General features: G+C 64.1%; 17 protein-coding genes. 9 read left to right on the forward strand and 8 right to left on the reverse strand.

Annotated features, from left to right (window positions below; all coding sequences use genetic code 11):
* Nucleotides 1-494: 494 nt before the first annotated feature.
* The gene (locus AC0Z35_RS15970; RefSeq protein ID WP_485132324.1) at nt 495-3,716 is read left to right on the forward strand and encodes an Rne/Rng family ribonuclease; all 3,222 of its coding nucleotides are present in this window, start codon (nt 495-497) and stop codon (nt 3,714-3,716) included.
* Nucleotides 3,717-3,847: 131 nt separating this feature from the next.
* Here the strand turns inward: AC0Z35_RS15970 and AC0Z35_RS15975 are convergent, their stop codons facing one another.
* The 5 genes from AC0Z35_RS15975 to argE all read right to left on the reverse strand — a co-directional run bounded on the left by AC0Z35_RS15975 (nt 3,848) and on the right by argE (nt 8,887).
* Nucleotides 3,848-4,396, reverse strand: coding sequence for an acyloxyacyl hydrolase (locus AC0Z35_RS15975; protein WP_104143011.1), 549 nt, complete (start codon nt 4,394-4,396; stop codon nt 3,848-3,850).
* 232 nt (nt 4,397-4,628) lie between these two features.
* A complete protein-coding gene (gene accD / locus AC0Z35_RS15980; RefSeq protein ID WP_485132323.1) occupies nt 4,629-5,504 on the reverse strand; it encodes an acetyl-CoA carboxylase, carboxyltransferase subunit beta in 876 nt (291 codons plus the stop codon).
* A 36-nt stretch (nt 5,505-5,540) separates the two neighbouring features.
* Nucleotides 5,541-6,404, reverse strand: coding sequence for a tryptophan synthase subunit alpha (gene trpA / locus AC0Z35_RS15985; RefSeq protein WP_485132322.1), 864 nt, complete (start codon nt 6,402-6,404; stop codon nt 5,541-5,543).
* Between the two features lie 4 nt (nt 6,405-6,408).
* Entirely contained in the window at nt 6,409-7,608 is a 1,200-nt protein-coding gene (gene trpB, locus AC0Z35_RS15990; protein ID WP_104143339.1) for a tryptophan synthase subunit beta, read from the reverse strand.
* Between the two features lie 127 nt (nt 7,609-7,735).
* Nucleotides 7,736-8,887: an acetylornithine deacetylase gene (gene argE / locus AC0Z35_RS15995; RefSeq protein WP_104143008.1), complete on the reverse strand. Its 1,152-nt coding sequence runs from the start codon at nt 8,885-8,887 to the stop codon at nt 7,736-7,738.
* Between the two features lie 134 nt (nt 8,888-9,021).
* Between argE and AC0Z35_RS16000 the strand changes: the two genes are divergently transcribed.
* Nucleotides 9,022-10,335: an MFS transporter gene (locus tag AC0Z35_RS16000; protein ID WP_104143007.1), complete on the forward strand. Its 1,314-nt coding sequence runs from the start codon at nt 9,022-9,024 to the stop codon at nt 10,333-10,335.
* A 39-nt stretch (nt 10,336-10,374) separates the two neighbouring features.
* On the opposite strand, the gene AC0Z35_RS16005 is transcribed toward AC0Z35_RS16000, so the two are convergent.
* Entirely contained in the window at nt 10,375-12,684 is a 2,310-nt protein-coding gene (locus AC0Z35_RS16005; RefSeq protein WP_485132321.1) for a RelA/SpoT family protein, read from the reverse strand.
* A gap of 104 nt (nt 12,685-12,788) precedes the next feature.
* On the opposite strand from AC0Z35_RS16005, the gene AC0Z35_RS16010 reads away from it, so the two are divergent.
* Both AC0Z35_RS16010 and AC0Z35_RS16015 read left to right on the forward strand, forming a co-directional pair.
* A complete protein-coding gene (locus AC0Z35_RS16010) occupies nt 12,789-13,622 on the forward strand; it encodes a M90 family metallopeptidase (RefSeq protein ID WP_046802581.1) in 834 nt (277 codons plus the stop codon).
* On the forward strand, nt 13,619-14,128 hold the full coding sequence (locus AC0Z35_RS16015; protein ID WP_120154250.1) for a flavodoxin family protein: 510 nt from the start codon (nt 13,619-13,621) through the stop codon (nt 14,126-14,128). The genes AC0Z35_RS16010 and AC0Z35_RS16015 overlap by 4 nt, the downstream gene beginning before the upstream one ends.
* A 76-nt stretch (nt 14,129-14,204) precedes the next feature.
* Here the strand turns inward: AC0Z35_RS16015 and AC0Z35_RS16020 are convergent, their stop codons facing one another.
* Together AC0Z35_RS16020 and pncB are read right to left on the reverse strand one after the other, a co-directional pair.
* Nucleotides 14,205-14,555, reverse strand: a complete 351-nt coding sequence (locus tag AC0Z35_RS16020) for a RidA family protein (protein WP_006218017.1) — start codon at nt 14,553-14,555, stop codon at nt 14,205-14,207.
* 71 nt (nt 14,556-14,626) lie between these two features.
* Complete coding sequence (gene pncB / locus AC0Z35_RS16025; protein WP_100857897.1) at nt 14,627-15,835, reverse strand: nicotinate phosphoribosyltransferase; 1,209 nt, start codon at nt 15,833-15,835, stop codon at nt 14,627-14,629.
* Nucleotides 15,836-15,958: 123 nt separating this feature from the next.
* On the opposite strand from pncB, the gene fdxA reads away from it, so the two are divergent.
* The 5 genes from fdxA to nth all read left to right on the forward strand — a co-directional run bounded on the left by fdxA (nt 15,959) and on the right by nth (nt 19,960).
* Nucleotides 15,959-16,282: a ferredoxin FdxA gene (gene fdxA, locus AC0Z35_RS16030; protein WP_006218015.1), complete on the forward strand. Its 324-nt coding sequence runs from the start codon at nt 15,959-15,961 to the stop codon at nt 16,280-16,282.
* 49 nt (nt 16,283-16,331) lie between these two features.
* Nucleotides 16,332-17,132: a ferredoxin--NADP reductase gene (locus AC0Z35_RS16035; protein WP_104143002.1), complete on the forward strand. Its 801-nt coding sequence runs from the start codon at nt 16,332-16,334 to the stop codon at nt 17,130-17,132.
* Nucleotides 17,133-17,344: 212 nt separating this feature from the next.
* A complete protein-coding gene (locus tag AC0Z35_RS16040) occupies nt 17,345-18,571 on the forward strand; it encodes a polyhydroxyalkanoate depolymerase (RefSeq protein WP_046802577.1) in 1,227 nt (408 codons plus the stop codon).
* A gap of 112 nt (nt 18,572-18,683) precedes the next feature.
* Nucleotides 18,684-19,328 carry an electron transport complex subunit RsxB gene (rsxB, locus tag AC0Z35_RS16045; protein ID WP_219991864.1) on the forward strand — a complete coding sequence of 215 codons (645 nt, stop codon included), beginning with the start codon at nt 18,684-18,686 and terminating at the stop codon, nt 19,326-19,328.
* On the forward strand, nt 19,325-19,960 hold the full coding sequence (gene nth, locus AC0Z35_RS16050) for an endonuclease III (protein WP_104142999.1): 636 nt from the start codon (nt 19,325-19,327) through the stop codon (nt 19,958-19,960). The genes rsxB and nth overlap by 4 nt, the downstream gene beginning before the upstream one ends.
* Nucleotides 19,961-20,247: the final 287 nt, after the last annotated feature.

Below are 20,247 nucleotides of genomic sequence, written 5' to 3' on the forward strand. Positions count from 1 at the left end.
TTAAGGGGCTGAACTAGCCGCCTGGCGTAGAGATGCAAACAAGTACGCAACTCCGTCGAGCGCGCGGGCCGCTATTGTACTGCCTGCTGATTCAACCCCTGGGTCTCTTGGTCGCCGGCGCAACCGCGCCCTGCCGGATAGTGGTGTGGCATTCACTTTGCCCGCTGTCCCAGCAGGTCCGTTGCATGCCGCAAGCGGCTCTGAAGCACTGCAAGAATCGTCGCATATTTAAAGCACCAGCTGCGTGTAGGCAACCAATCCGACCGCAACTGCCGTTCACAGCAATTTTTCCGTCAAACCACATTCAGTGAAGCTGACCCTCCTGCTGACAGAACCCCGTGCCCCACGGCACGACGTGCCCGCCTGACCCGCGGCGGATACGCCTGGGCGCCGCCCAGGTACGGTCCGCATTTCTTGCCCGCTTCAGCCGCAGCCCGAGTGACCCGAGGTCACGCGCCGATATCGGCGCGTCATGACAACGGAGAAACCCTCTCATGAAGCGCATGCTGTTCAATGCGACGCATCAGGAAGAATTACGCGTCGCTATCGTTGATGGGCAAAAACTCATCGACCTCGACATCGAGACTGCCGGCCGCGAACAACGCAAAGGCAACATCTACAAAGGTGTCATTACCCGGATCGAACCCGGCCTGGAAGCTTGCTTCGTCAACTACGGTGAAGACCGTCACGGCTTTCTGCCCTTCAAGGAAGTTGCTCGCAGCTTCTTCAAGGAAGGCGTCGATGTCCGTAGCGCCCGCATCCAGGATGCGCTGCGCGAAGGCCAGGAACTGATCGTTCAGGTCGAAAAAGAAGAACGCGGCAACAAGGGCGCAGCCCTGACCACGTTCATCTCGCTGGCTGGCCGCTACCTGGTCCTGATGCCCAACAACCCCCGTGGCGGTGGCGTTTCGCGCCGCGTCGAGGGCGAAGATCGCCAGGAACTGCGCGACACGATGGAGCAGCTTGAGCTGCCCCAGGGCATGAGCATCATTGCCCGCACCGCCGGCATCGGCCGCAATGTCGAAGAGCTCCAGTGGGACTTGTCCTACCTGTTGCAGCTGTGGACCGCCATCGACGGCGCTGCCCGCGACAACTCCGCGCCCATCCTGATCTACCTGGAATCCAGCCTGGTCATCCGGGCCATCCGCGATTATTTCTCGCCCGAAATCGGCGAAATCCTGATCGATACCGACGAGATCGCCGATCAGGCCACCGCCTTCATGAGCGTGGTGATGCCGGACAACGTCCAGCGCGTCAAACGCTACCGCGACGACATCCCGCTGTTCTCGCGCTTCCAGATCGAACACCAGATTGAAACGGCGTATTCGCGCACGGTGCAACTGCCGTCCGGCGGCGCCATCGTGATCGACCACACCGAAGCACTGGTTTCCGTTGACGTGAACTCGGCCCGCTCCACGCGCGGCGCCGACATCGAGGAAACCGCGCTGCGCACGAACTCCGAAGCGGCCGACGAAGTGGCCCGCCAGTTGCGCTTGCGCGACCTGGGCGGCCTGATCGTCATCGACTTCATCGACATGGAAGACAGCAAGAACCAGCGCGCCGTCGAACAGCGCCTGCGCGATGCTCTCCATTTCGACCGTGCCCGCGTGCAGATGGGCAAGATTTCGCGCTTTGGCCTGATGGAACTGTCGCGTCAGCGCCTGCGCCCGGCCCTGAACGAAGGCTCGCACATCACCTGCCCGCGCTGCAACGGCACCGGCGTGATCCGCGATGCGGAATCCAGCGCCCTGCACGTGCTGCGCCTGCTGCAAGAAGAAGCCATGAAGGAAAACACCGCGGCGGTCCACGCCCAGGTGCCGGTGGATGTTGCCACCTACCTTCTGAATGAAAAGCGCGCCGACATCACCAAGATGGAAGCCCGCCTGAAGGTCAACCTGATGCTGATCCCGAACAAGCATCTGGAAACGCCGCATCACCACATCGAACGCCTGCGCCATGACGACCCGCGCCTGGAAGAGCTGAAGACCAGTTTCGAACTGGTGGAAGCTCCCGCCACGAACGCGCCGTGGCAACCGCGCGAAAGCGAAATCAAGGCGCGTCCGGAAGCTCTGGTCAAGGGCATCACGCCCTCGCAGCCGGCCCCGGTCTCGTCCACGCCGGCCGCGCCCGCCGTTGCGCCCGCCGCACCGGCTGCCGCAACGGGCGGCCTGGGCGGCTTGTTCAAGCGCCTGGTCGGCTGGCTGACCGGTGGCTCCGAAGCCGCCAAGCCTGCCCCCACCGCCCAGGAAGACAGCGCCAAGCGCGCCGCCTCCGGTCGCGGCAAGGGTCGTGCCGGCCATGATGGCCAGGAACGCCGTGGTGAACGCCATGGCTCGGATCGCAACCGCAACAATCGCCGTGGCGAATCGCGCGGTGAAGGCGCCGAGGGCGGCGAAGGCAGCCGCCACCACGCCCGTGGCAACCGCCGTGGCGAAGGCGAACGCGGTGACCGCCAGGATCGTGGCGATCGCAGCAACCGCAGCGAAGGCCGTGGTGATCGCGAAGGCCAGGCGGCGCAAGCCGTCTTGGCGTCCAACCGCCCCGACCAAGCTGAACTGGCCAATGGCGACGATACCGGCGCCGGTCGTAACCGCCGCCGTGGCCGTGGCCGCAACCGCCGCGAAGAAGGCCAATCCGACGCGCCGATGAGCGAACAGGAAAGCATGGTGGCCGCGCTGGCGCAGTCCGTTGCGACCGCCCTGCCCGACACCACCAAGCCCGCCGCCGAAACGTCGACGGACGCCGCTGACGCCGCCGAGCAAACCGCCGATGGCATGCCCCTGGCCGAAGGTGCTGAAGGCGCCGCCGATCCGGAGCGCAAGCGCCGCCGCCGCCGCAGCCGCCGTGGCCGCCGCAGCCAGGACGAAGCAGGTCTGGCCGGTAGCGACGAGCAACTGGACGACGGTTCCGACGACGACATCGCCGATCAAGCTGAAGGCATCGCCGCCCAGGCAGCGCCGGTAGAAACCGCTTCCGCCGCGCCGGTGCAGACGCAGGCCGTCGACACCAAGGTGACGGAAGCACAAGCCGTCGAAGCGCAGCCCGCCAAGGTCGAAGCACCGGCTCAGGCGCCGGTTCAAGCGCCGGTTCAGGCTCCGGTGGAAACGCAGACCCAAGCACCCGCCCAAGCCGCGGCTCAAGCCCCGGTCCAAGCTGCGGCACAGGCCCCGGTTGAAGCTCCGGCCCAAGCCGCCGCTGTGGACGCTCCTGTCGAGGCCACCAAGCCCGCCGCCGTACAAGCCGCCGAGCCCGTGGTCCAGCCCGTACAAACGGCTGCTTCGGTGACCGAGCCGGTTGCCGTGCAGGCCGCTGAGCCGGCCCAAGCTCCGGCTGAAACGCCGGTGAAGGCCGCCGAGGTGGAACCCGTCGTGACGGCGCCCGCTCCGGTTGGCGAACGCGAAGCCCCGGCCGCAGCACCGGCTGCCGCAGCACCAGGTGCCGCAGCGACGGCTGCCGCAACCCCGGCTGCCTCCCCAGCCCCCACCGTGTCGCAGCCTATCGTGGTACCGGCAGCCACGCCGTCGGCCAAGGCCCAGGCCTTGCATGACGTCGTCAACGCCGCTGGCTTGAAGTGGGTGGAAACCGATCCGGACCGCCACGCTCAGACCCAGCTGCGCATTGCCGCCGCGCATACGCCGACCCGCCTTGGCCGCGAGCGCAAGCCGGTTGCCACCGTGTCGAACGAACCCCTGGTTCAAGTCGAAACGCGCCACTAAGCCGCTGGCACGCCAAAAAGCCTCCGTCGCATGACGGGGGCTTTTTTTCGTCCGTCGCCAACACCCCCACGATCCACAGACGAAAAAAAACCCTCGGTGACGAGGGTTTTATGGTCTTGCCGGAAAGCGGCTTAGAACTGGTACGTGTAGGTCAACTGCACCAGATCCAGCCCGGGATTCGGGCGCTTGATGCTGGCGTTCGAAAAGTGCGAATAGCGCACGCCGATGCGGTTGTTCGGCGTCAGCAGAAAGCCCATGCCGACGTGGTCGCCAAACTGGAAGGCGGTACTGATGTTTTCGTCCGCGAAGCGCGTGCTGGAAAACACCGTCGCGCCGATACCGGCTTCGAGGTAGAAACGTTCGCCGGTCCACCAGCGGAACATCGGGATAGCATTGAGCTGCCACACATGGCCCGGGGAACGCGAGCCGTCCGCCCACCAGTACGAGGCGCCCAATTCGGGCGTGAGGTCAAGGCGACCCCAGTTGCCGCCGAACTGATGCGTCCAGACCGACGGCGTTTCGTAGTTCAGGGTAATGCGCTGGTAATGGTCGCCGATGCCGTAATGCATGCTCACGCCACCCTGCGTACCTTCCGACGATTGGGCGCTGGCCACCGTGGCGGCGCCTGCCATTGCCAAACCGACGAGGCTTGCGAGCAGTTTCTTGTTAGTCAACAGCATGGGGTAACTCCGAAGATTTGGGTCTAACCGGCAACATAGCAAAATACGGGTCGGATGGCTTGAGCCTTGTCGCAATAAGGCAACAAATTTGCCGTGGAAAACACTGTTCCGAAAAGCGCCGTCACAATCGATACGAGATCCGGTAAGCAGCGTCACAAAACGGTGGCGGCTCAAACGGAAAATGCCGTCGAAAGCGAGAGCTTTCGACGGCATTATTTGTTGCGACTACCCGTCAGGCAGTAACGACGTCCGCCGGCTGGTTGGTCAGCAGCGCCAGCAGACGCGCAATTTCCTCACGCAGCTGGCGGCGGTCCACCACCATATCGATAGCGCCCTTTTGCAGCAGGAACTCCGAGCGCTGGAAGCCTTCCGGCAGCTTTTCGCGCACGGTCTGCTCGATCACGCGCGGGCCGGCAAAGCCGATCAGCGCCTTGGGCTCGGCAATGACCACATCGCCCATGAACGCAAAACTGGCCGACACGCCGCCCATGGTGGGGTCGGTCAGTACGCTGATAAACGGCAGGCCGGCCGCCGACAGGCGGGTCAACATGGCGTTGGTCTTGGCCATCTGCATCAGCGACAGCAGGCTTTCCTGCATGCGCGCGCCGCCAGATGCGGCAACACAGATAAACGGCGTCTTGTTGTCCAGGGCGGCTTGGGCGCCGCGCGCGAAGCGCTCGCCCACCACTGAACCCATCGAACCGCCCATGAATTCAAATTCAAAGCAGGCCAAGGTGGCCGGCACACCGCGAATCGAACCGCTCATGACCACCAGCGCATCGGATTCACCGGTTTGCTTGACGGCCTCTTGCAGGCGCTCGGGATACTTGCGCGTGTCCTTGAACTTCAGCGAATCCACGGACCGCGTGTTCTGGCCAATTTCAACCCGGCCTTCCATATCCAGCAGCGAATCGACCCGCGCGCGAGCGCCGATACGCATGTGGTGGTCGCACTTGGGGCACACGTGCAGATTGGCCGCCAAGTCTTCGCTGTACAGCACCGATTCGCACGACGGGCATTTCACCCACAGGCCTTCGGGAACGCGGCGGGCGCCGCTGTCGCTGTTTTTATTGATGCGAGGAGGCAGGAGTTTTTCGATCCAGCTCATTGATTTTTCATCCCGTTAGAGGGCGCGTCCGGCCGTTCAGGCCGACGCGTCGTCTCGTTTTACTTGATCCAGCGCGAGCCGGATGGTGCGCAGCCAGCCGCTGGCGGCGGTGACTGCAGCGTTGGTTTGCTGGGCAGCCGGGGCGTTTGCCACCGCCTGCTCCATCGTTTCAATCAGTTTGCTGCCGATGACGACGGCGTCCGCCACGCGAGCCACGCGCTGCGCGCTTTCAGCGTCGCGGATACCGAAACCCACGCCAACCGGAATGTCGCCCATGTGGCGGCGAATGACGGCCACGCGTTCGGCCACATCCTCGGTATTGAGCGACCCGGCGCCGGTGACGCCCTTGAGCGACACGTAATACACATAGCCGCGCGCCACTTTTGCGACGGCCTGGATGCGCGCTTCGGTGGAGGTGGGCGCCAGCAGGAAAATGGGGGCAATGCCGTGCGCGCCCAGGGTGGCGGCGAAGTCGATGACCTCTTCAGGCGGATAGTCCACGACCAGCACGCCGTCTACACCCGCGCGTTCGGCGTTGGCGGCAAATTCAGCCTGGCCCATGCGTTCGATGGGGTTGGCGTAGCCCATCAGCACCACCGGCGTGGTGGTATCGCACTGACGGAATTCGGCCACCAGTTCCAGCACACGGGCCAAACCCACGCCTTGCGCAATGGCGCGGTCGGCGGCGCGCTGGATCACGGGGCCGTCCGCCATCGGGTCGGAGAACGGTACGCCCAGCTCGACGATGTCGGCGCCGGCTTCCACCAGCGCATGCATCAGGGCAACCGTAGCCGCGGGCGACGGGTCGCCGGCCGCGATGTAGGGAATCAGCGCGGCCGAACGGCCGGATTCGGCGGTACGCGCGAACGCGGCCGCGATACGATCAATGCGAGTTGTCATGGTGTTAGAGCTCGATACCGGCACGTTCGGCGACGGTATGCATGTCTTTGTCGCCACGGCCCGACAAATTGACCAGAATGACGGCGTCGCGCGGCAGCGTGGCGGCCATCTTCACGGCCTGGGCGATGGCGTGGGACGATTCCAGCGCCGGCATGATGCCTTCGATACGGCAGCAGTCATGGAACGCCTTCAGGGCCTCATCGTCGGTGATCCCCACGTATTCCGCACGGGCCGAGTCCTTCAGCCACGCGTGCTCGGGACCCACGCCGGGGTAGTCCAGGCCGGCCGAGACCGAATGCGTTTCCTGTACCTGGCCGTCGGCGTTCTGCATGACGTAGGTGCGGTTGCCGTGCAACACGCCCACCTGCCCCGCTGCCAGCGAAGCGGCGTGCTTGCCGCTGTCCATGCCCTCGCCCGCCGCTTCGACACCGATAAGGCGCACGTTTTCGTAGGGGATGTAGGGGTGGAAGATGCCCATGGCGTTGGATCCGCCGCCCACCGCTGCCACGACGTAGTCGGGCTGGCGGCCGATGGCTTCGGGCATCTGCGTCAGGCATTCGTTGCCGATCACGGTCTGGAAATCACGCACCATGCGGGGATAGGGGTCGGGACCCGCCACCGTGCCGATGATGTAGAACGTGTTTTCGATGTTGGTGACCCAGTCGCGCATGGCTTCGTTCAGCGCGTCTTTCAGCGTGCGCGAACCGGAGGTAACCGGCACCACCGTGGCGCCCAGCAGCTTCATGCGGTAGACGTTAGACGCCTGGCGATGAATGTCTTCGCTGCCCATGTAGACCACGCATTCCATGCCGTAGCGCGCGGCCACCGTGGCGGTTGCCACGCCGTGCTGGCCGGCGCCGGTTTCGGCGATGACGCGCGGCTTGCCCATGCGCTTGGCCAGCAATGCCTGGCCGATGCAGTTGTTGATCTTGTGTGCGCCGGTGTGGTTCAGGTCTTCACGCTTGAACCAGATTTGCGCGCCGCCCACCATTTCCGACCAGCGTCGGGCGTGGTAGATCGGGCTGGGCCGGCCGACAAAGTGCTTGAGTTCGTAGTTGAACTCTTCCAGGAAGGCGGGATCGACACGGTAATGGTCATAGGACGCGCGCAGCTCGTCGAGCGCGTGCATCAGCGTTTCCGCCACGAAAACACCGCCATAGGGACCAAAATGGCCCTGGGCATCCGGAAAGTCGTAAGGTTTCACCAAGCATCTCCCCCGGTATCGCGACAGGCCACTGCCAGCCGCAAATCCGGTTTGCAACCCGTCATTTTACCTGAGGCGGACCGGGGCGGGGGCCGCGCAGCGGTCCCCGGGCCTGCCCGCCATCCGCTTACAGCGACTGGCCCAGGCGACGCAGGAACGTCTCGCAAGACGCCATTTGGTCGATGGCCACGAATTCGTTGGGCTTGTGGGCCTGTTCGATATGACCCGGGCCGCAGACCACGGTGGGGATGCCGATGCCCTGGAACAGACCCGCTTCGGTGCCATACGCCACCTTGCGCGTGCTGCGATCTTCGGTCAGCGCCCGCACCAGCTGGGTAATGGCGGCTTCTTCGGAGGCCTCCAGCGCGGGGGCCGCAGCGCCCGTCTCGATTTCGATGGTAGCGCCGTCAAATTCGGCCTGCATGCGCGGCAAGAGCTCATCACGCACGTATTTCTCGACTTCGGCCTGGATCTGGTCGGGTTGCATGCCCGGCAAGTTGCGGAATTCGTAGGTGAATTCGCACAATTCCGGGATGGTGTTGACGGCGATGCCGCCCCGGATCTGGTTGGTGGTCATCGTGGAGAACGGCACGTCGTAGAACTGGTCGTACGGGCCGTTGGCCTTGAAGCTGTCTGCCAGGTCGCGGATGCGGCAGATCAGGCGGGCGGCGTATTCGATGGCGTTGCAGCCGCGCGGGGTCAGCGACGAATGCGCGGCCTTGCCGTGGACCTTGCAGCGGAACAGGTTGATGCCCTTGTGCGCCACCACCACCTGCATGCCGGTGGGTTCACCCACCACGCAGCCTTCGGGGCGGATGCCGCGTTCGTGCAGGTCGGCCAGCATGTACGGCGCGCCGGCGCAACCGACTTCCTCGTCGTACGAGAACGCCAGGTGGATCGGCTTTTTGCGCGGCATGGCCATGAATTCCGGCACCAGCGCCAGCGAACCGGCGATGAAACCCTTCATGTCGCAGGCGCCACGCCCATAGAGAAGGCCGTCTTTTTCAACGAGCTTGAACGGGTCCGTGCTCCAGTCCTGGCCATCCACGGGCACCACGTCGGTGTGGCCCGACAGGACGATGCCGCCCTGCTGGTTGCCGTCTTGCGCCGGCAAGGTGGCGAACAGGTTGGCCTTGGTGCGCTCGGGGTTGTGCGCCAGCCACGCGTCCACGCCCTGGCCCTTGAGCCAATCACGGACGGTTTCGATCAGGGCAAGATTGGAATTGCGGCTGGTGGTATCGAAACCCACCAGCGTTTCCAGCCAGGTGCGCGCGTTCATGTCACTTCTCTTTGGGGGGAAAAGCGACAAGTGTAAAGCCAGGAAGCGCCCGCGTCTTGGACGGTGGGGCCGACCGTTCACCGGTTAAGCGCCTAGAATGTCGCCGGATTGAATTACGCCCCCAAGGAGAAACCGTGCAGCACAAAGCAGTTCCCACACGCAACATCGTGGCCGCAGTCATAGGCAACGCCCTCGAATGGTATGACTTCCTGGTCTTCGCGTTCATGACGCCGATTATCGCGAAGCTGTTTTTCCCCACCGACCCCAACCTGCCCGGCAGTGAACTGAACGCCATCCTGATGACCACGGCCATCTTCGGCGTGGGCTTCTTCATGCGCCCGGTGGGCGGCATCATCCTGGGGATGTACGGCGACAAGAAAGGCCGCAAGGCCGCCATGGTGATGGTGACCTCGCTGATGGCCGTGTCGATTGCGCTGATCACGGTGGCCCCGACCTACCACGCCGCCGGCATCCTGGCCCCGATCTTCATCCTGATCGCGCGCCTGTTGCAGGGCTTCTCGGCGGGCGGCGAATTCGGCACGTCGACGGCCTTGCTGATCGAAATGGCCCCCAACGGCAAGCGCGGCTTTTACGGCTCGTGGCAAATGGCCGGCCAGATGCTGGCGCTGCTGATCGGCGCGGCCTGCGGCACGCTGATCACCGAGTTCTTCACGCAAGAGCAGATCGCGGCCTGGGCCTGGCGCATTCCGTTTGCCTTCGGCCTGGTCATTGTTCCCATCGCGATCTATATCCGCAAGAACATCGACGAAACCGAAGTCTTCAAGCAGATGCAGGAAGAAGACCGCCAGGCCGCCGCGCGCGGTGAAGTGCAACGCCTGAGCCTGGTGCAGATGGTCAAGACCCACACGCGTGAAACGCTGATCGGCGTGGGCCTGGTGGTGACCGCCACCGTGTCCATCTACATCACCTTCACGTATCTGGTCACGTATTCGACCCAGATCCTGAAGCTGCCGCTGAAGGACACCTTCATGGTGCAGATGGCTGGCGCCGCGCTGATGGTGCTGATGACGCCGTTCATGGGCGCCTGGTCCGACCGTATCGGCCGCCGCCCGCTGGTGATCGGTTCGCTGATCGGGTACCTGATCGTGCTGTATCCGCTGTACTACTGGCTGTCGGATGCGCCGTCGATCGGTCGCCTGCTGACCGTGCAAATCGTGGTCTGCATCTTCGTGTCGGCCTTCTTTGGCGTGTTCAGCACGGTGATGGCGGAATTGTTCCCGGCGCGCGTGCGTTCCGTGGGCCTGTCCCTGGCCTACAACGTGGCCGTGATGATCTTCGGCGGCTTCGCCCAGTTCATCGTGACCTGGCTGATCAAGACCACCGGTTCGCCGATGGCCCCGGCCTACTACGTGATGTTCGGCGTGGCGCTGGGCCTGATCGCCTCGTTCTTCATGCGCGAGCGCGCGCACGAACAGCTGGATCACTAAAGCACGGCCCCCCAAGGCCGCCCGGCCTTGGGGGGCGTCCTAGCGGCGCGACGCCGAGGACACGCCGGCCACCTCGGCCAGGGCGTCCAGCGCGCGGGACAGCGATTCGCCCCCGCGCACTTCTACCGTGAACACCATATGGGCCAGCGACTGCTTGCTTTGCGTGTTCACGCCCACCACATTCAAGCGCAAGCGCGCGAACACTTCAGACAGGTCGCGCAACAGGCCGGGACGGTCGTGCGCGCGCACGCTGATGTCCACGGGATAGAAGGTGTCCGACGTCTCGCCCCAGGCGACCTCGATGACGCGTTCGGGTTCACGCGCGGCCAGCGCCAGGTAGCTGTGGCAGTCGCAGCGGTGGATGGACACGCCGCGACCGCGCGTCACGAAGCCGGCGATGGCGTCGGGCGGCGCGGGGCGGCAGCAACGCGCCAATTGCGTCAATAGCGAGCCCACGCCCACCACCAACACGCCGCTCTTGCCGCTTTTCTCGGCGCTGCCCGCGCTGGCGTGGCGCAGCGCGGCCGGTTGCGGTTCGGTGGCCGGCGCTGGCTGCTGGAACACGCTGTCGATCTGGCGCAGGCTGAATTCTTCCTTGGCCGCCGCCACGTACAGGTCATCGGCGCGGGCAAAGCCCAGGTTCTGCGCCAGTTGTTCCAGGTTGACGGCCGTCTTGCCCAGCCGTTGCAGTTCTTTTTCAACCAGCGCCTGGCCCTGCGTAATGCGCTGCTGCAATTCAATGGCGTTGAACCACATCCGAACCTTGGCGCGCGCCCGCGGGCTGGCTAGGAAACCCAGCTGCGGGTTGAGCCAATCGCGCGACGGCCCGCCCGACTTGGCGGAGATGATCTCGACGGTCTGGCCCGTGGACAAATGCGTCTGCAACGGCACCATCTGGCCATCAACGCGTGCACCCCGGCAGCGGTGGCCCAGATCGGTATGCAGGTGATAGGCAAAATCCACCGGCGTGGCGCCGGCGGGCAACTCGATCACGCGCGCCTGCGGGGTCAACACGTAGATGCGCTCGTCGGTGTGGGCCGGCGGTTTGACCAGGTTGCGGTTCTTGCTGGACCCGGGTTTGCCGGACGTGGGCTTGCCGGTTTCCGCCTTGGCGGGGTCGGGCTTGCCGGGCTCCTGCCCAGGCTGGCCGCCGCCTTCCACATCGGTGTTCCAGGCTAGCAGCTGACGCATCCAGGCCAATTGGCGATCGTATTCGCTGGACGCGGCCACTTGCCCGCCCTTGGCGCCGGCTTCTTTGTAGCGCCAGTGCGCGGCCATGCCGTATTCGGCGAACTGGTGCATTTCGCGCGTGCGGATCTGCACTTCAAAGGGCCGGCCGTCGTCATCGGCCACCACGGTGTGCAGCGACCGGTAGCCGTTGGGCTTGGGCCGCGAGATGTAGTCATCGAACTCGTTGGACAGCGGCGTCCACATCTCGTGCACCAAGCCCAGCGCCGTATAGCAGGCGCGCACGTCCTCGACGATGATGCGCAGCGCGCGCAGGTCGTACATCTGGGCAAAGTCCAGGCGCTTGACGCGCATCTTGTTCCAGATGCTGTAGATATGCTTGGGCCGGCCGCTGACTTCGGCATCGATGCCCGCCTTGGTCAGCGCCGTTTGCAGGCGGTCGATGGCGCCGGCAATGAAGGCCTCGCGCTCGACCCGCTTTTCTTCCAGCAGGCGCGCAATCTGCTTGTAGCGGTCCGGCTCCAGGAAGCGGAAAGACAGGTCTTCCATTTCCCATTTGATTTGCCAGATGCCCAGGCGGTTGGCCAGCGGGGCGTACAGGTCCAGCGTCTCGCGCGCAAAATCGGTAGAGCATGGAGCCTTGCTTTCGGCATGCCAGCGCAAGGTGCGCAGCCGCGAGGCCAGACGCATCAGCACAATGCGCAGATCGGCTGCCATGGCCAGCAGCATCTTGCGCTGCATTTCTTTTTGCGAGCCGCTTTCGGCTTCGGCATCGCTGGCTTGCCGTGCCACCACGCCCAGGCGCAGCAGCGCGCGCGTGCCCTGGACCAGCCGCGCCACTTCGGCGCCGAACGCCGCCGCGACCGGGTCGTTGCGTAAGGCGGGCGCGGGCGCCATCAAGTCAGTGGGCAAGGCAGCCAACAGCGCGGCGGCGCGGGTGGCGGCGTCGGTGTGCAGCGCGGCCAGGATGCGCACGACGCCGGCGCCGTGGCTGGCCAGCGGCTCGCCGGTCAGGGCGTGCTGGCCTTCAAATCGGGGGATGGCCCAGGTCACGGCCTGGTCGATCAGCGCAACGCCATCGGCGTCCAGGCCCGCGCCTACCTCCTGCCGCCAGGAAGCGTCGAAAGGCGAAGGCGCGTCGATAACAGGCGGGGCGGACATGACTGGCGCAATGCACGGGTTGGTTGATATCCCGACACTCTACACTAGCGTTTGATCGTGCTGAATCCCCTGCCATATCCGGCATATACAAGGAACCAAAGCTTATGTTGCGCTGGCTCAAGGGCCGGGGCGCCCGCCCCTCGGAAGTGGCCGAAATGCAAGCCCGCATCGCGCCGCAGCTGTGGCGGCAGGTGCTGGATGCCTACCCGTTCCTGGCGGCATTGAACGCCGACGAGACCGCGCAATTGCTGGCGCGGTCCGCCTGGCTGCTGGCCAGTAAAACCATCAACGGCGCGCAGGGCCTGGAGGTCTCGGACTTCATGCGCCTGTCGATCGCGGCGCAAGCCAGCCTGCCCATCCTGAACCTGTCGCCCGAGCTGTACGAAGGCTGGGACGAAATCATCGTGTATCCGGCCAGCTTCCGTATCCCGCGCACGCGCCAGGATGAAGACGGCGTGGTGCACGAATTCATCGAAGACGCCGCGGGCGAAGCCTGGGAAGGCGGCCCGCTGGTGCTGTCCTGGGAAGACACGCAGTTTTCTGACGGCGGCTTCAACGTCATCATCCACGAATTCGCCCACAAGCTGGACTTGCGTTCGGGCATGGCTGACGGCATGCCGGCGCTGTCCGCGCACCCCGACCTGAAACCGCAGGTGTGGCGCCGCGTGCTGGACGACAGCCTGGACCGCTTCATTGCCGCGCTGGAAGCCGTCGAAGCCGCCATCCCGCCCGACGTGGACCCGGAAAGCGAAGAGGCGGACGCCTGGTACGGCCAGCTGCCGCTGGACCCCTACGCGGCCACCGACGAGGCCGAATTCTTCGCCGTCAGCTCCGAACATTTCTTTGTCGACCCCGCCCCCTTGCATCAGGCGCTACCCGAATGGCACGCGCTGCTGCGGGCGTATTACCGGCAGGACACGCTGGGGCGCTACGCATGAAACAGCTGCTGATCGCCTGGCACTCGCGCACCGGCGCCGCACGGCAGATGGCCGAAGCGGCAGCGCGTGGCGCAGCGGCGGCGGCCACGCAGCTGGACCAGGCGGGCGAACTGCACATTGAAATGCGGCGCGCGGCCGACGTTGACGCCGACGTCATCCTGGCCAGCCATGGCTTTTTGTTCTGTGCGCCCGAAAACCTGGCCAGTCTCAGCGGCGAAATGAAAGAGTGCTTTGACCGCAACTACTACGCGGTGCTGGACCGCATCCAGGGCCGGCCCTACGCGTGCGCGATCAGTGCGGGCAGCGACGGCACGGGCGCGGCGCGGCAGGTCGACCGCATCTGCACGGGCTGGCGGCTCAAGCCGGTGGCGCCCGCGCTGATCGTCAACCTGGGCGCGCAGTCGGCGCAGCAAATCCTGGCGGACAAGGTCGTACCCCAGGCGGATCTTGACCGCTGCGAGGAACTGGGCGGGCTGCTTGCGGCGCTGGTTTTGACGGGCGGCTGAGGGCAGCGGCGCACATAAAAAAGCCCTTCGGCATGCCAAAGGGCTCTTGCTGGCGGACGGATGTCGCTTAGATCGCTTAGATAGCGGCCGTCACGATGATCTCGACCTTGAAGTCGGGATTGGCCAGGCGGGCTTCGACCGTGGCGCGCGGGGGCGAATTGCCGTCGGCAACCCAAGCGTCCCAGGCCTTGTTCATGCCATCGAATTCCTTGATGTTGGCCACGTAGATCTGGGCCATCAGGATCTTGGTCTTGTCGGTGCCGGCTTCAGCCAGCAGGCGATCGATCGTGGCCAGCACTTGTTCGGTCTGGCCGGTGATGTCCAGCTTGGCGTCGTCCGGCACCTGGCCAGCCAGATACGCGACACCGTTGTACACGGCCATGTCCGACAGGCGCTTGGCTACGTGGAAGCGCTTGATGCTGCTCATGAATATTCCCCTTGGATTCGAGTGGTGGGTTGGATCAAAACAAGAAACCAGCAATTTACCCCGAGCCGCTTTCAGGCGGGAGGCAGCTGGAACACCTGGCGCAAATAGGCCAGGTAGGCGGGATCGTCACACATGGTTTTTTCGGGCGCGTCCGACACCTTGGCGACCGGCTGGCCGTTGCAGCGGACCATCTTCATGACGATCTGCAAAGGCTCGTGGCCCAGGTCGTTGGTCAGGTTGGTGCCGATGCCGAACGACACCTTGCAGCGGCCGGCAAACTGGCGCGCCAGTTCGATGGCGCGTGGGAAGGTCAGCGAATCCGAGAACACCAGGGTCTTGGCGCGCGGGTCCACACGGTTCTTGCGGTAGTGCTCCAGCAGGCGTTCGCCCCAGACGAAAGGATCGCCGGAATCGTGGCGGGCGCCGTCGAACAGCTTGCAGAAGTACATGTCGAAGTCGCGCAGGAACGCGTCCATGCCGTAGACGTCCGACAGCGCAATACCCAGGTCGCCGCGATATTCCTTGGCCCAGACTTCCAGCGCAAACACTTGCGAATCGCGCAGGCGCGGGCCGAGCGCCTGGCAGGCTTGCAGGTATTCGTGGCCCATCGTGCCCAGCGGCAGTACTTCATGCTGCTTGGCCAACAGCACGTTGCTGGTGCCGGCGAAGTGCTCGCCCATCTGGGCCTTCATGGTGGACACCACTTCCTGGTGCCAGACCTTCGAGAAGCGGCGGCGCGTGCCGTACTCGGCCACGCGGAAATCCGCCAGCGCGGGGTCGTCCAGCACGAGGTGCATCTTGGACTGCAAGCGCTGACGCCCTTCTTCCCAATCGGGATTCTTGCGCGTGTTGCGGAAATAGACCTCGTTGACGATGGCCAGCACGGGGATCTCGAACAGGATCGTGTGCAGCCACGGGCCTTTCACTTCGATGGAGATCTCGCCGGGCGCGTCGCCTTCGCTGATGTGGATGCAGCGCTCGGGCAGGTGGAACAAGCCGAGGAAGTCGACAAAGTCACTTTTGATGAAACGCAAGCCGCCCAGATAATCCAGTTCGTCCTGGGTGAAGCGCAGCTGGCACAGCTGGTGCACTTCTTCGCGGATTTCATCCAGATAGGGGCGCAGGTCGGCCCCGGCGGTGCGGCACTTGTAACGGTACTCGACCTGTGCAGCGGGAAACTGATGCAGTACCACCTGCATCATGCTGAATTTATACAGATCGGTGTCGAGCAGCGAAGTGATTATCATGGTTGCGCGTATCGTTTCGCGACACCATAGCATAGAGAACCCGGCGTTCAGGGCCATGGGCCACGATGTCAATACGGGTATTACCGGCACATCCGGCGCGCATTGGGTAAAATCCGCCCAACAAGACACAAAAGCCGCCGATCCCGGAGTTCCTGAATGACCCACGTTGTCACCGAAAACTGTATTAAGTGCAAGTACACCGATTGCGTTGATGTGTGCCCGGTGGACTGTTTTCGTGAGGGTCCGAACTTCCTCGTGATCGACCCGGACGAATGCATCGACTGCGCCGTCTGCATCCCCGAATGCCCGGCCAATGCGATCTACGCCGAAGAAGACGTACCGCAGGACCAACTGAATTTCATCGCGCTGAACGCCGAACTTTCCCCCGAGTTCGCCAGCATCAGCCGCGCCAAGAAGCCCCTGCCGGACGCCGACGACTGGAACGGCAAGCAGGACAAGCTGCAATACCTGGAAAAATAATCCGCGACGGCCGGCGCCCCCTGGGCAGCCGGCCTCGTGCGATGCCTCGATGACCGACGACTCCAAATACACGCGCCAGACCGTAACCCACGTCCACACCTGGGTGCCCGACAAGCTGTTCTCTTTGCGCGTAACGCGCGATGACGCGTATACGTTCGTGCCGGGCCAATTTGCCCGTGTCGGTTTGCCCGGCGCCGACGATCCCGATGGTCCGCCCACCCTGTGGCGCGCGTATTCCATGGTTTCCGCCCCCCAGGAGTCCGGGCTGGAGTTCTATTCCATCGTTGTGCCCGACGGCCTGTTCAGCCCGCGCATGGCGCAATTGCGCCCCGGCGACGCGCTCTACGTTGAAAAAACGCCCTACGGCTTCCTGACCCTTGAGCGCTTTGCGCCCGGCGGCGACCTTTGGCTGCTGGCCTCCGGCACGGGGCTGTCCGCCTACCTGTCTTTGTTGCGCGATCCGGCCACCTGGCGCGCCTACCGCCGCATCGTCCTGGTGCACGGCGTGCGCACCGTTGCGGAACTTGCTTACCGCGAAGAGATCGAATCATCACGCAATCGCCCCGAACTGGCTGACCTGTTCGCGGCTGACCCGCAAAAGCTTGTCTACCTGCCCATTGCCACACGGGAAGCCCTGCCCGGCATGCCGCAAGAACGCCTGACCACGCTTATCGCCGATGGCCGGCTGGAGCAATTGGCCGGGCTGCCCCTGGATCCGGAGCAGGCCAAGATCATGCTTTGCGGTAACCCCGACATGCTGGCGGACGCCCGCAAGCTGCTGGGCGAACGCGGTTTCAAACCAGGCCGCCGGGGTATTCCCGGCAACCTGGCGGTGGAAAATTACTGGTGATCCCGCACCGCCTGGCGTAGTGCATAAATCCTCCGTTTGGTCTCTGTGCAAGGCGGTAAAACGCCCTAAACTGGTGCTTAATGGGATGACGGGTCTCTTTTTAGCAACATATTCCCGGTTCTTGCGGCAGTTTCTTTAGGCTGATTGGATATATCTTTAGTCCTCGGCGCAATAATCGGGGCACACGCACGACCCAGAAGGACATCACCCAAATGCTGTACCAATTGCACGAAATGCAGCGCGCCTTCCTGACTCCGTTCGCTGCATTCACGGATGCCGGTTCTCAGCTGTTCTCCAGCCCCTACAGCCCCCTCGCTTACACCCCGATTTCCCGCCAAATGGCCGCCGGGTATGAGCTGATGACGCGTATCGGCAAGGAATACCAGAAGCCTGCCTGGAATCTGCCCGCCACCGACATCAACGGCAAATCGGTCCGCGTGACCGAAACCGTTGCGCTGGACAAGCCCTTTTGCCGCCTGGTGCACTTTCACCGCGACGTGCGCGGCGCCGGCAAGGACGACCCGAAAGTGCTGCTGGTGGCGCCGCTGTCCGGCCACCACGCCACCTTGCTGCGCGACACCGTGCGCGCCCTGCTGCCCGGCCATGACGTCTACGTGACGGATTGGGTCGACGCCCGCATGGTGCCGCTGTCCGCCGGGCCGTTCCATTTGAACGACTACGTCCGCTATGTGCAGGATTTCATCCGCCATCTGGGTCCCGACGTGCACGTGATTTCGGTTTGCCAACCCACCGTGCCGGTGCTGGCCGCCGTGTCGTTGATGGCCACCGCCAACGACCCCTGCCAGCCGCGCAGCATGGTGATGATGGGCGGCCCCATCGACCCGCGCCAGTCGCCCACGCAGGTCAATCGCCTGGCCACCACCAAGCCGTATTCGTGGTTTGAAAACCAGGTGATCCACCCGGTGCCGCCGCGCTATCCGGGGGCCGGCCGCAAGGTCTACCCCGGCTTCCTGCAGCACGCCGGGTTCATGGCCATGAACCCCGATCGCCACATGAAGTCGCACTACGAGTTCTACCTGGACCTGCTGCGTGGCGATGACAGCGACGCCGAAGCGCATCGCCGCTTCTACGACGAATACAACGCCGTGCTGGACATGCCGGCCGAGTTCTACCTGGACACGATCAAGATGGTGTTCCAGGACTTCGCCTTGCCCAGCGGCACCTGGGAAGTGGACGGCCAGACCGTGCGCCCCGCCGATATCAAAAAGGTTGCCCTGTTCACCATCGAAGGCGAGCTTGACGATATTTCGGGCCAGGGCCAGACGCGCGCCGCCATCAAGCTGTGCAAGAACATTCCGGCCGAGCGCAAGTCGCATTACACGGCGCCCAATTGCGGCCATTACGGCATTTTCTCGGGCCGCCGCTGGCGCGAAATGATCTGTCCTAAAATTGCCGAGTTCATCCGGCAATCGGCTTGACGACGGCAAGGCGCCGTCCTGCAACTGACGCGCGGGCCTGGCCCGCGCCTTCTCAAGCCTGATCCGTATTCCACGGGGCCCGAGTGGCCCCTTTTTCTTTTATTGGCCTTACATGTCCTGTCGCTCACTTGCCGACCGCATCGACGCCTTATTGCCGCAGACGCAATGCACCAAGTGCGGCTACGACGGCTGCCGGCCCTACGCCGACGCCATCGCGCAAGGCTCGGCGCCCATCAACCGCTGCCCACCGGGCGGCGACGACGGCATTGCCGCGCTGTCCGAACTGCTGCAAACCCCTGCCCTGCCGCTGGACCTTGAGCGCGGCGAACCGGGCCCGTTGCTGGTCGCGCGCATCGACGAGTCGCACTGCATCGGCTGTACGCTGTGCATCCAGGCCTGTCCCGTGGATGCCATCGTGGGCGCCAACAAGCACATGCACACCGTGCTGGCCGATTGGTGCACGGGCTGCGACCTGTGCGTGGCGCCTTGCCCGGTGGACTGCATTCAGATGGTGCCCGCCGGCCGCGCATGGACGAATGCGGACGCCGACATCAGCCGCCAACGGCATCGCAGCCATCTGGCGCGCGCCGAGCGCCTGGCCGCTGATAACGCGCGGCTGATGGCGCCGGAAGCGCCCGCCGCCGCCAGCGCGCCGCCAGCCCCCGAGGACGACGCGCAAAGCCAGGACCGCAAGCGCTCCGCCATTGAATCCGCGCTGGCCCGCGCCCGGGCCCGCCGCAATCCGACGCAGTCATGAACGCAGCCAAACGCCGTGAGATCTTCGCCCGCCTGCAAGCGGCCAACCCCAACCCGACCACCGAACTGGAATACGACACGCCGTTCCAATTGCTGATTGCGGTGCTGTTGTCGGCGCAAGCGACCGACAAGTCGGTGAACATCGCCACGCGCAAGTTCTTTCCGCAATACGGCACGCCGCAAGCCTTGTTGGCGCTGGGCGAAGAAGGCCTGTCCGACTACATCAAGACCATCGGCCTGTATCGCACCAAAGCCAAGAACACGATTGCCACCTGTCGAATCTTGCTGGAGCATCACGGGGGCCAGGTGCCCACCACGCGCGAGGCGCTGGAATCACTGCCCGGCGTGGGCCGCAAGACGGCCAACGTGGTGCTCAACACCGCGTTCGGCCAGCCCACGATGGCGGTGGATACGCACATCTTCCGCGTGTCCAATCGCACCGGCATCGCGCCCGGAAAGAACGTGCTGGAAGTTGAAGAAAAGCTCGTCAAATTCATCCCGCGCGAATATATCCAGGACGCGCACCATTGGTTGATTCTGCACGGCCGCTACATCTGCGTGGCGCGCAAGCCGAAATGCCCGCAATGCGGTATTTCGGACCTGTGCGAATTCAAGCAAAAAACGCCGGCCTGATGCGGCGCCGGGCGGTGCCGCCATGGGCGCCGCCTTCCCACGATTGCATGACGCGTGGATAACAATCAAAGCAAATTTGCTGCAACGCATTGCGTCGTAAAAAGGGTTTTCCCGCCTTGCGCGGCGTGTATTGTCGGCCTGCCGACAATTGCCCTTTCCGCACTGCAAAACCTATGTAAAACCCTCATGGAATTTTAATAAAGAGGTCCGCATACTCGCCGGCAACTCATCGGAAAACTACGAAAGATCCTTAGGATGTTCGATAGGATTTCCGCCCTTCGGGGGCT

The organism is Achromobacter sp. 1L-A-4-B-C2 (assembly GCF_057291955.1).

What these genes read in the sequence shown, in the direction of transcription:
- AC0Z35_RS16015 (WP_120154250.1), top strand. Translation starts at nt 13,619, where the DNA reads ATGAAACAGCTGCTGATCGCCTGGCACTCGCGCACCGGCGCCGCACGG.
- rsxB (WP_219991864.1), top strand. Translation starts at nt 18,684, where the DNA reads ATGTCCTGTCGCTCACTTGCCGACCGCATCGACGCCTTATTGCCGCAG.
- accD (WP_485132323.1), bottom strand. Translation starts at nt 5,504, where the DNA reads ATGAGCTGGATCGAAAAACTCCTGCCTCCTCGCATCAATAAAAACAGC.
- fdxA (WP_006218015.1), top strand. Translation starts at nt 15,959, where the DNA reads ATGACCCACGTTGTCACCGAAAACTGTATTAAGTGCAAGTACACCGAT.
- AC0Z35_RS16010 (WP_046802581.1), top strand. Translation starts at nt 12,789, where the DNA reads ATGTTGCGCTGGCTCAAGGGCCGGGGCGCCCGCCCCTCGGAAGTGGCC.
- AC0Z35_RS16035 (WP_104143002.1), top strand. Translation starts at nt 16,332, where the DNA reads ATGACCGACGACTCCAAATACACGCGCCAGACCGTAACCCACGTCCAC.
- AC0Z35_RS16005 (WP_485132321.1), bottom strand. Translation starts at nt 12,684, where the DNA reads ATGTCCGCCCCGCCTGTTATCGACGCGCCTTCGCCTTTCGACGCTTCC.
- nth (WP_104142999.1), top strand. Translation starts at nt 19,325, where the DNA reads ATGAACGCAGCCAAACGCCGTGAGATCTTCGCCCGCCTGCAAGCGGCC.
- AC0Z35_RS15970 (WP_485132324.1), top strand. Translation starts at nt 495, where the DNA reads ATGAAGCGCATGCTGTTCAATGCGACGCATCAGGAAGAATTACGCGTC.
- AC0Z35_RS16020 (WP_006218017.1), bottom strand. Translation starts at nt 14,555, where the DNA reads ATGAGCAGCATCAAGCGCTTCCACGTAGCCAAGCGCCTGTCGGACATG.
- trpA (WP_485132322.1), bottom strand. Translation starts at nt 6,404, where the DNA reads ATGACAACTCGCATTGATCGTATCGCGGCCGCGTTCGCGCGTACCGCC.
- argE (WP_104143008.1), bottom strand. Translation starts at nt 8,887, where the DNA reads ATGAACGCGCGCACCTGGCTGGAAACGCTGGTGGGTTTCGATACCACC.
- AC0Z35_RS15975 (WP_104143011.1), bottom strand. Translation starts at nt 4,396, where the DNA reads ATGCTGTTGACTAACAAGAAACTGCTCGCAAGCCTCGTCGGTTTGGCA.
- AC0Z35_RS16040 (WP_046802577.1), top strand. Translation starts at nt 17,345, where the DNA reads ATGCTGTACCAATTGCACGAAATGCAGCGCGCCTTCCTGACTCCGTTC.
- pncB (WP_100857897.1), bottom strand. Translation starts at nt 15,835, where the DNA reads ATGCTATGGTGTCGCGAAACGATACGCGCAACCATGATAATCACTTCG.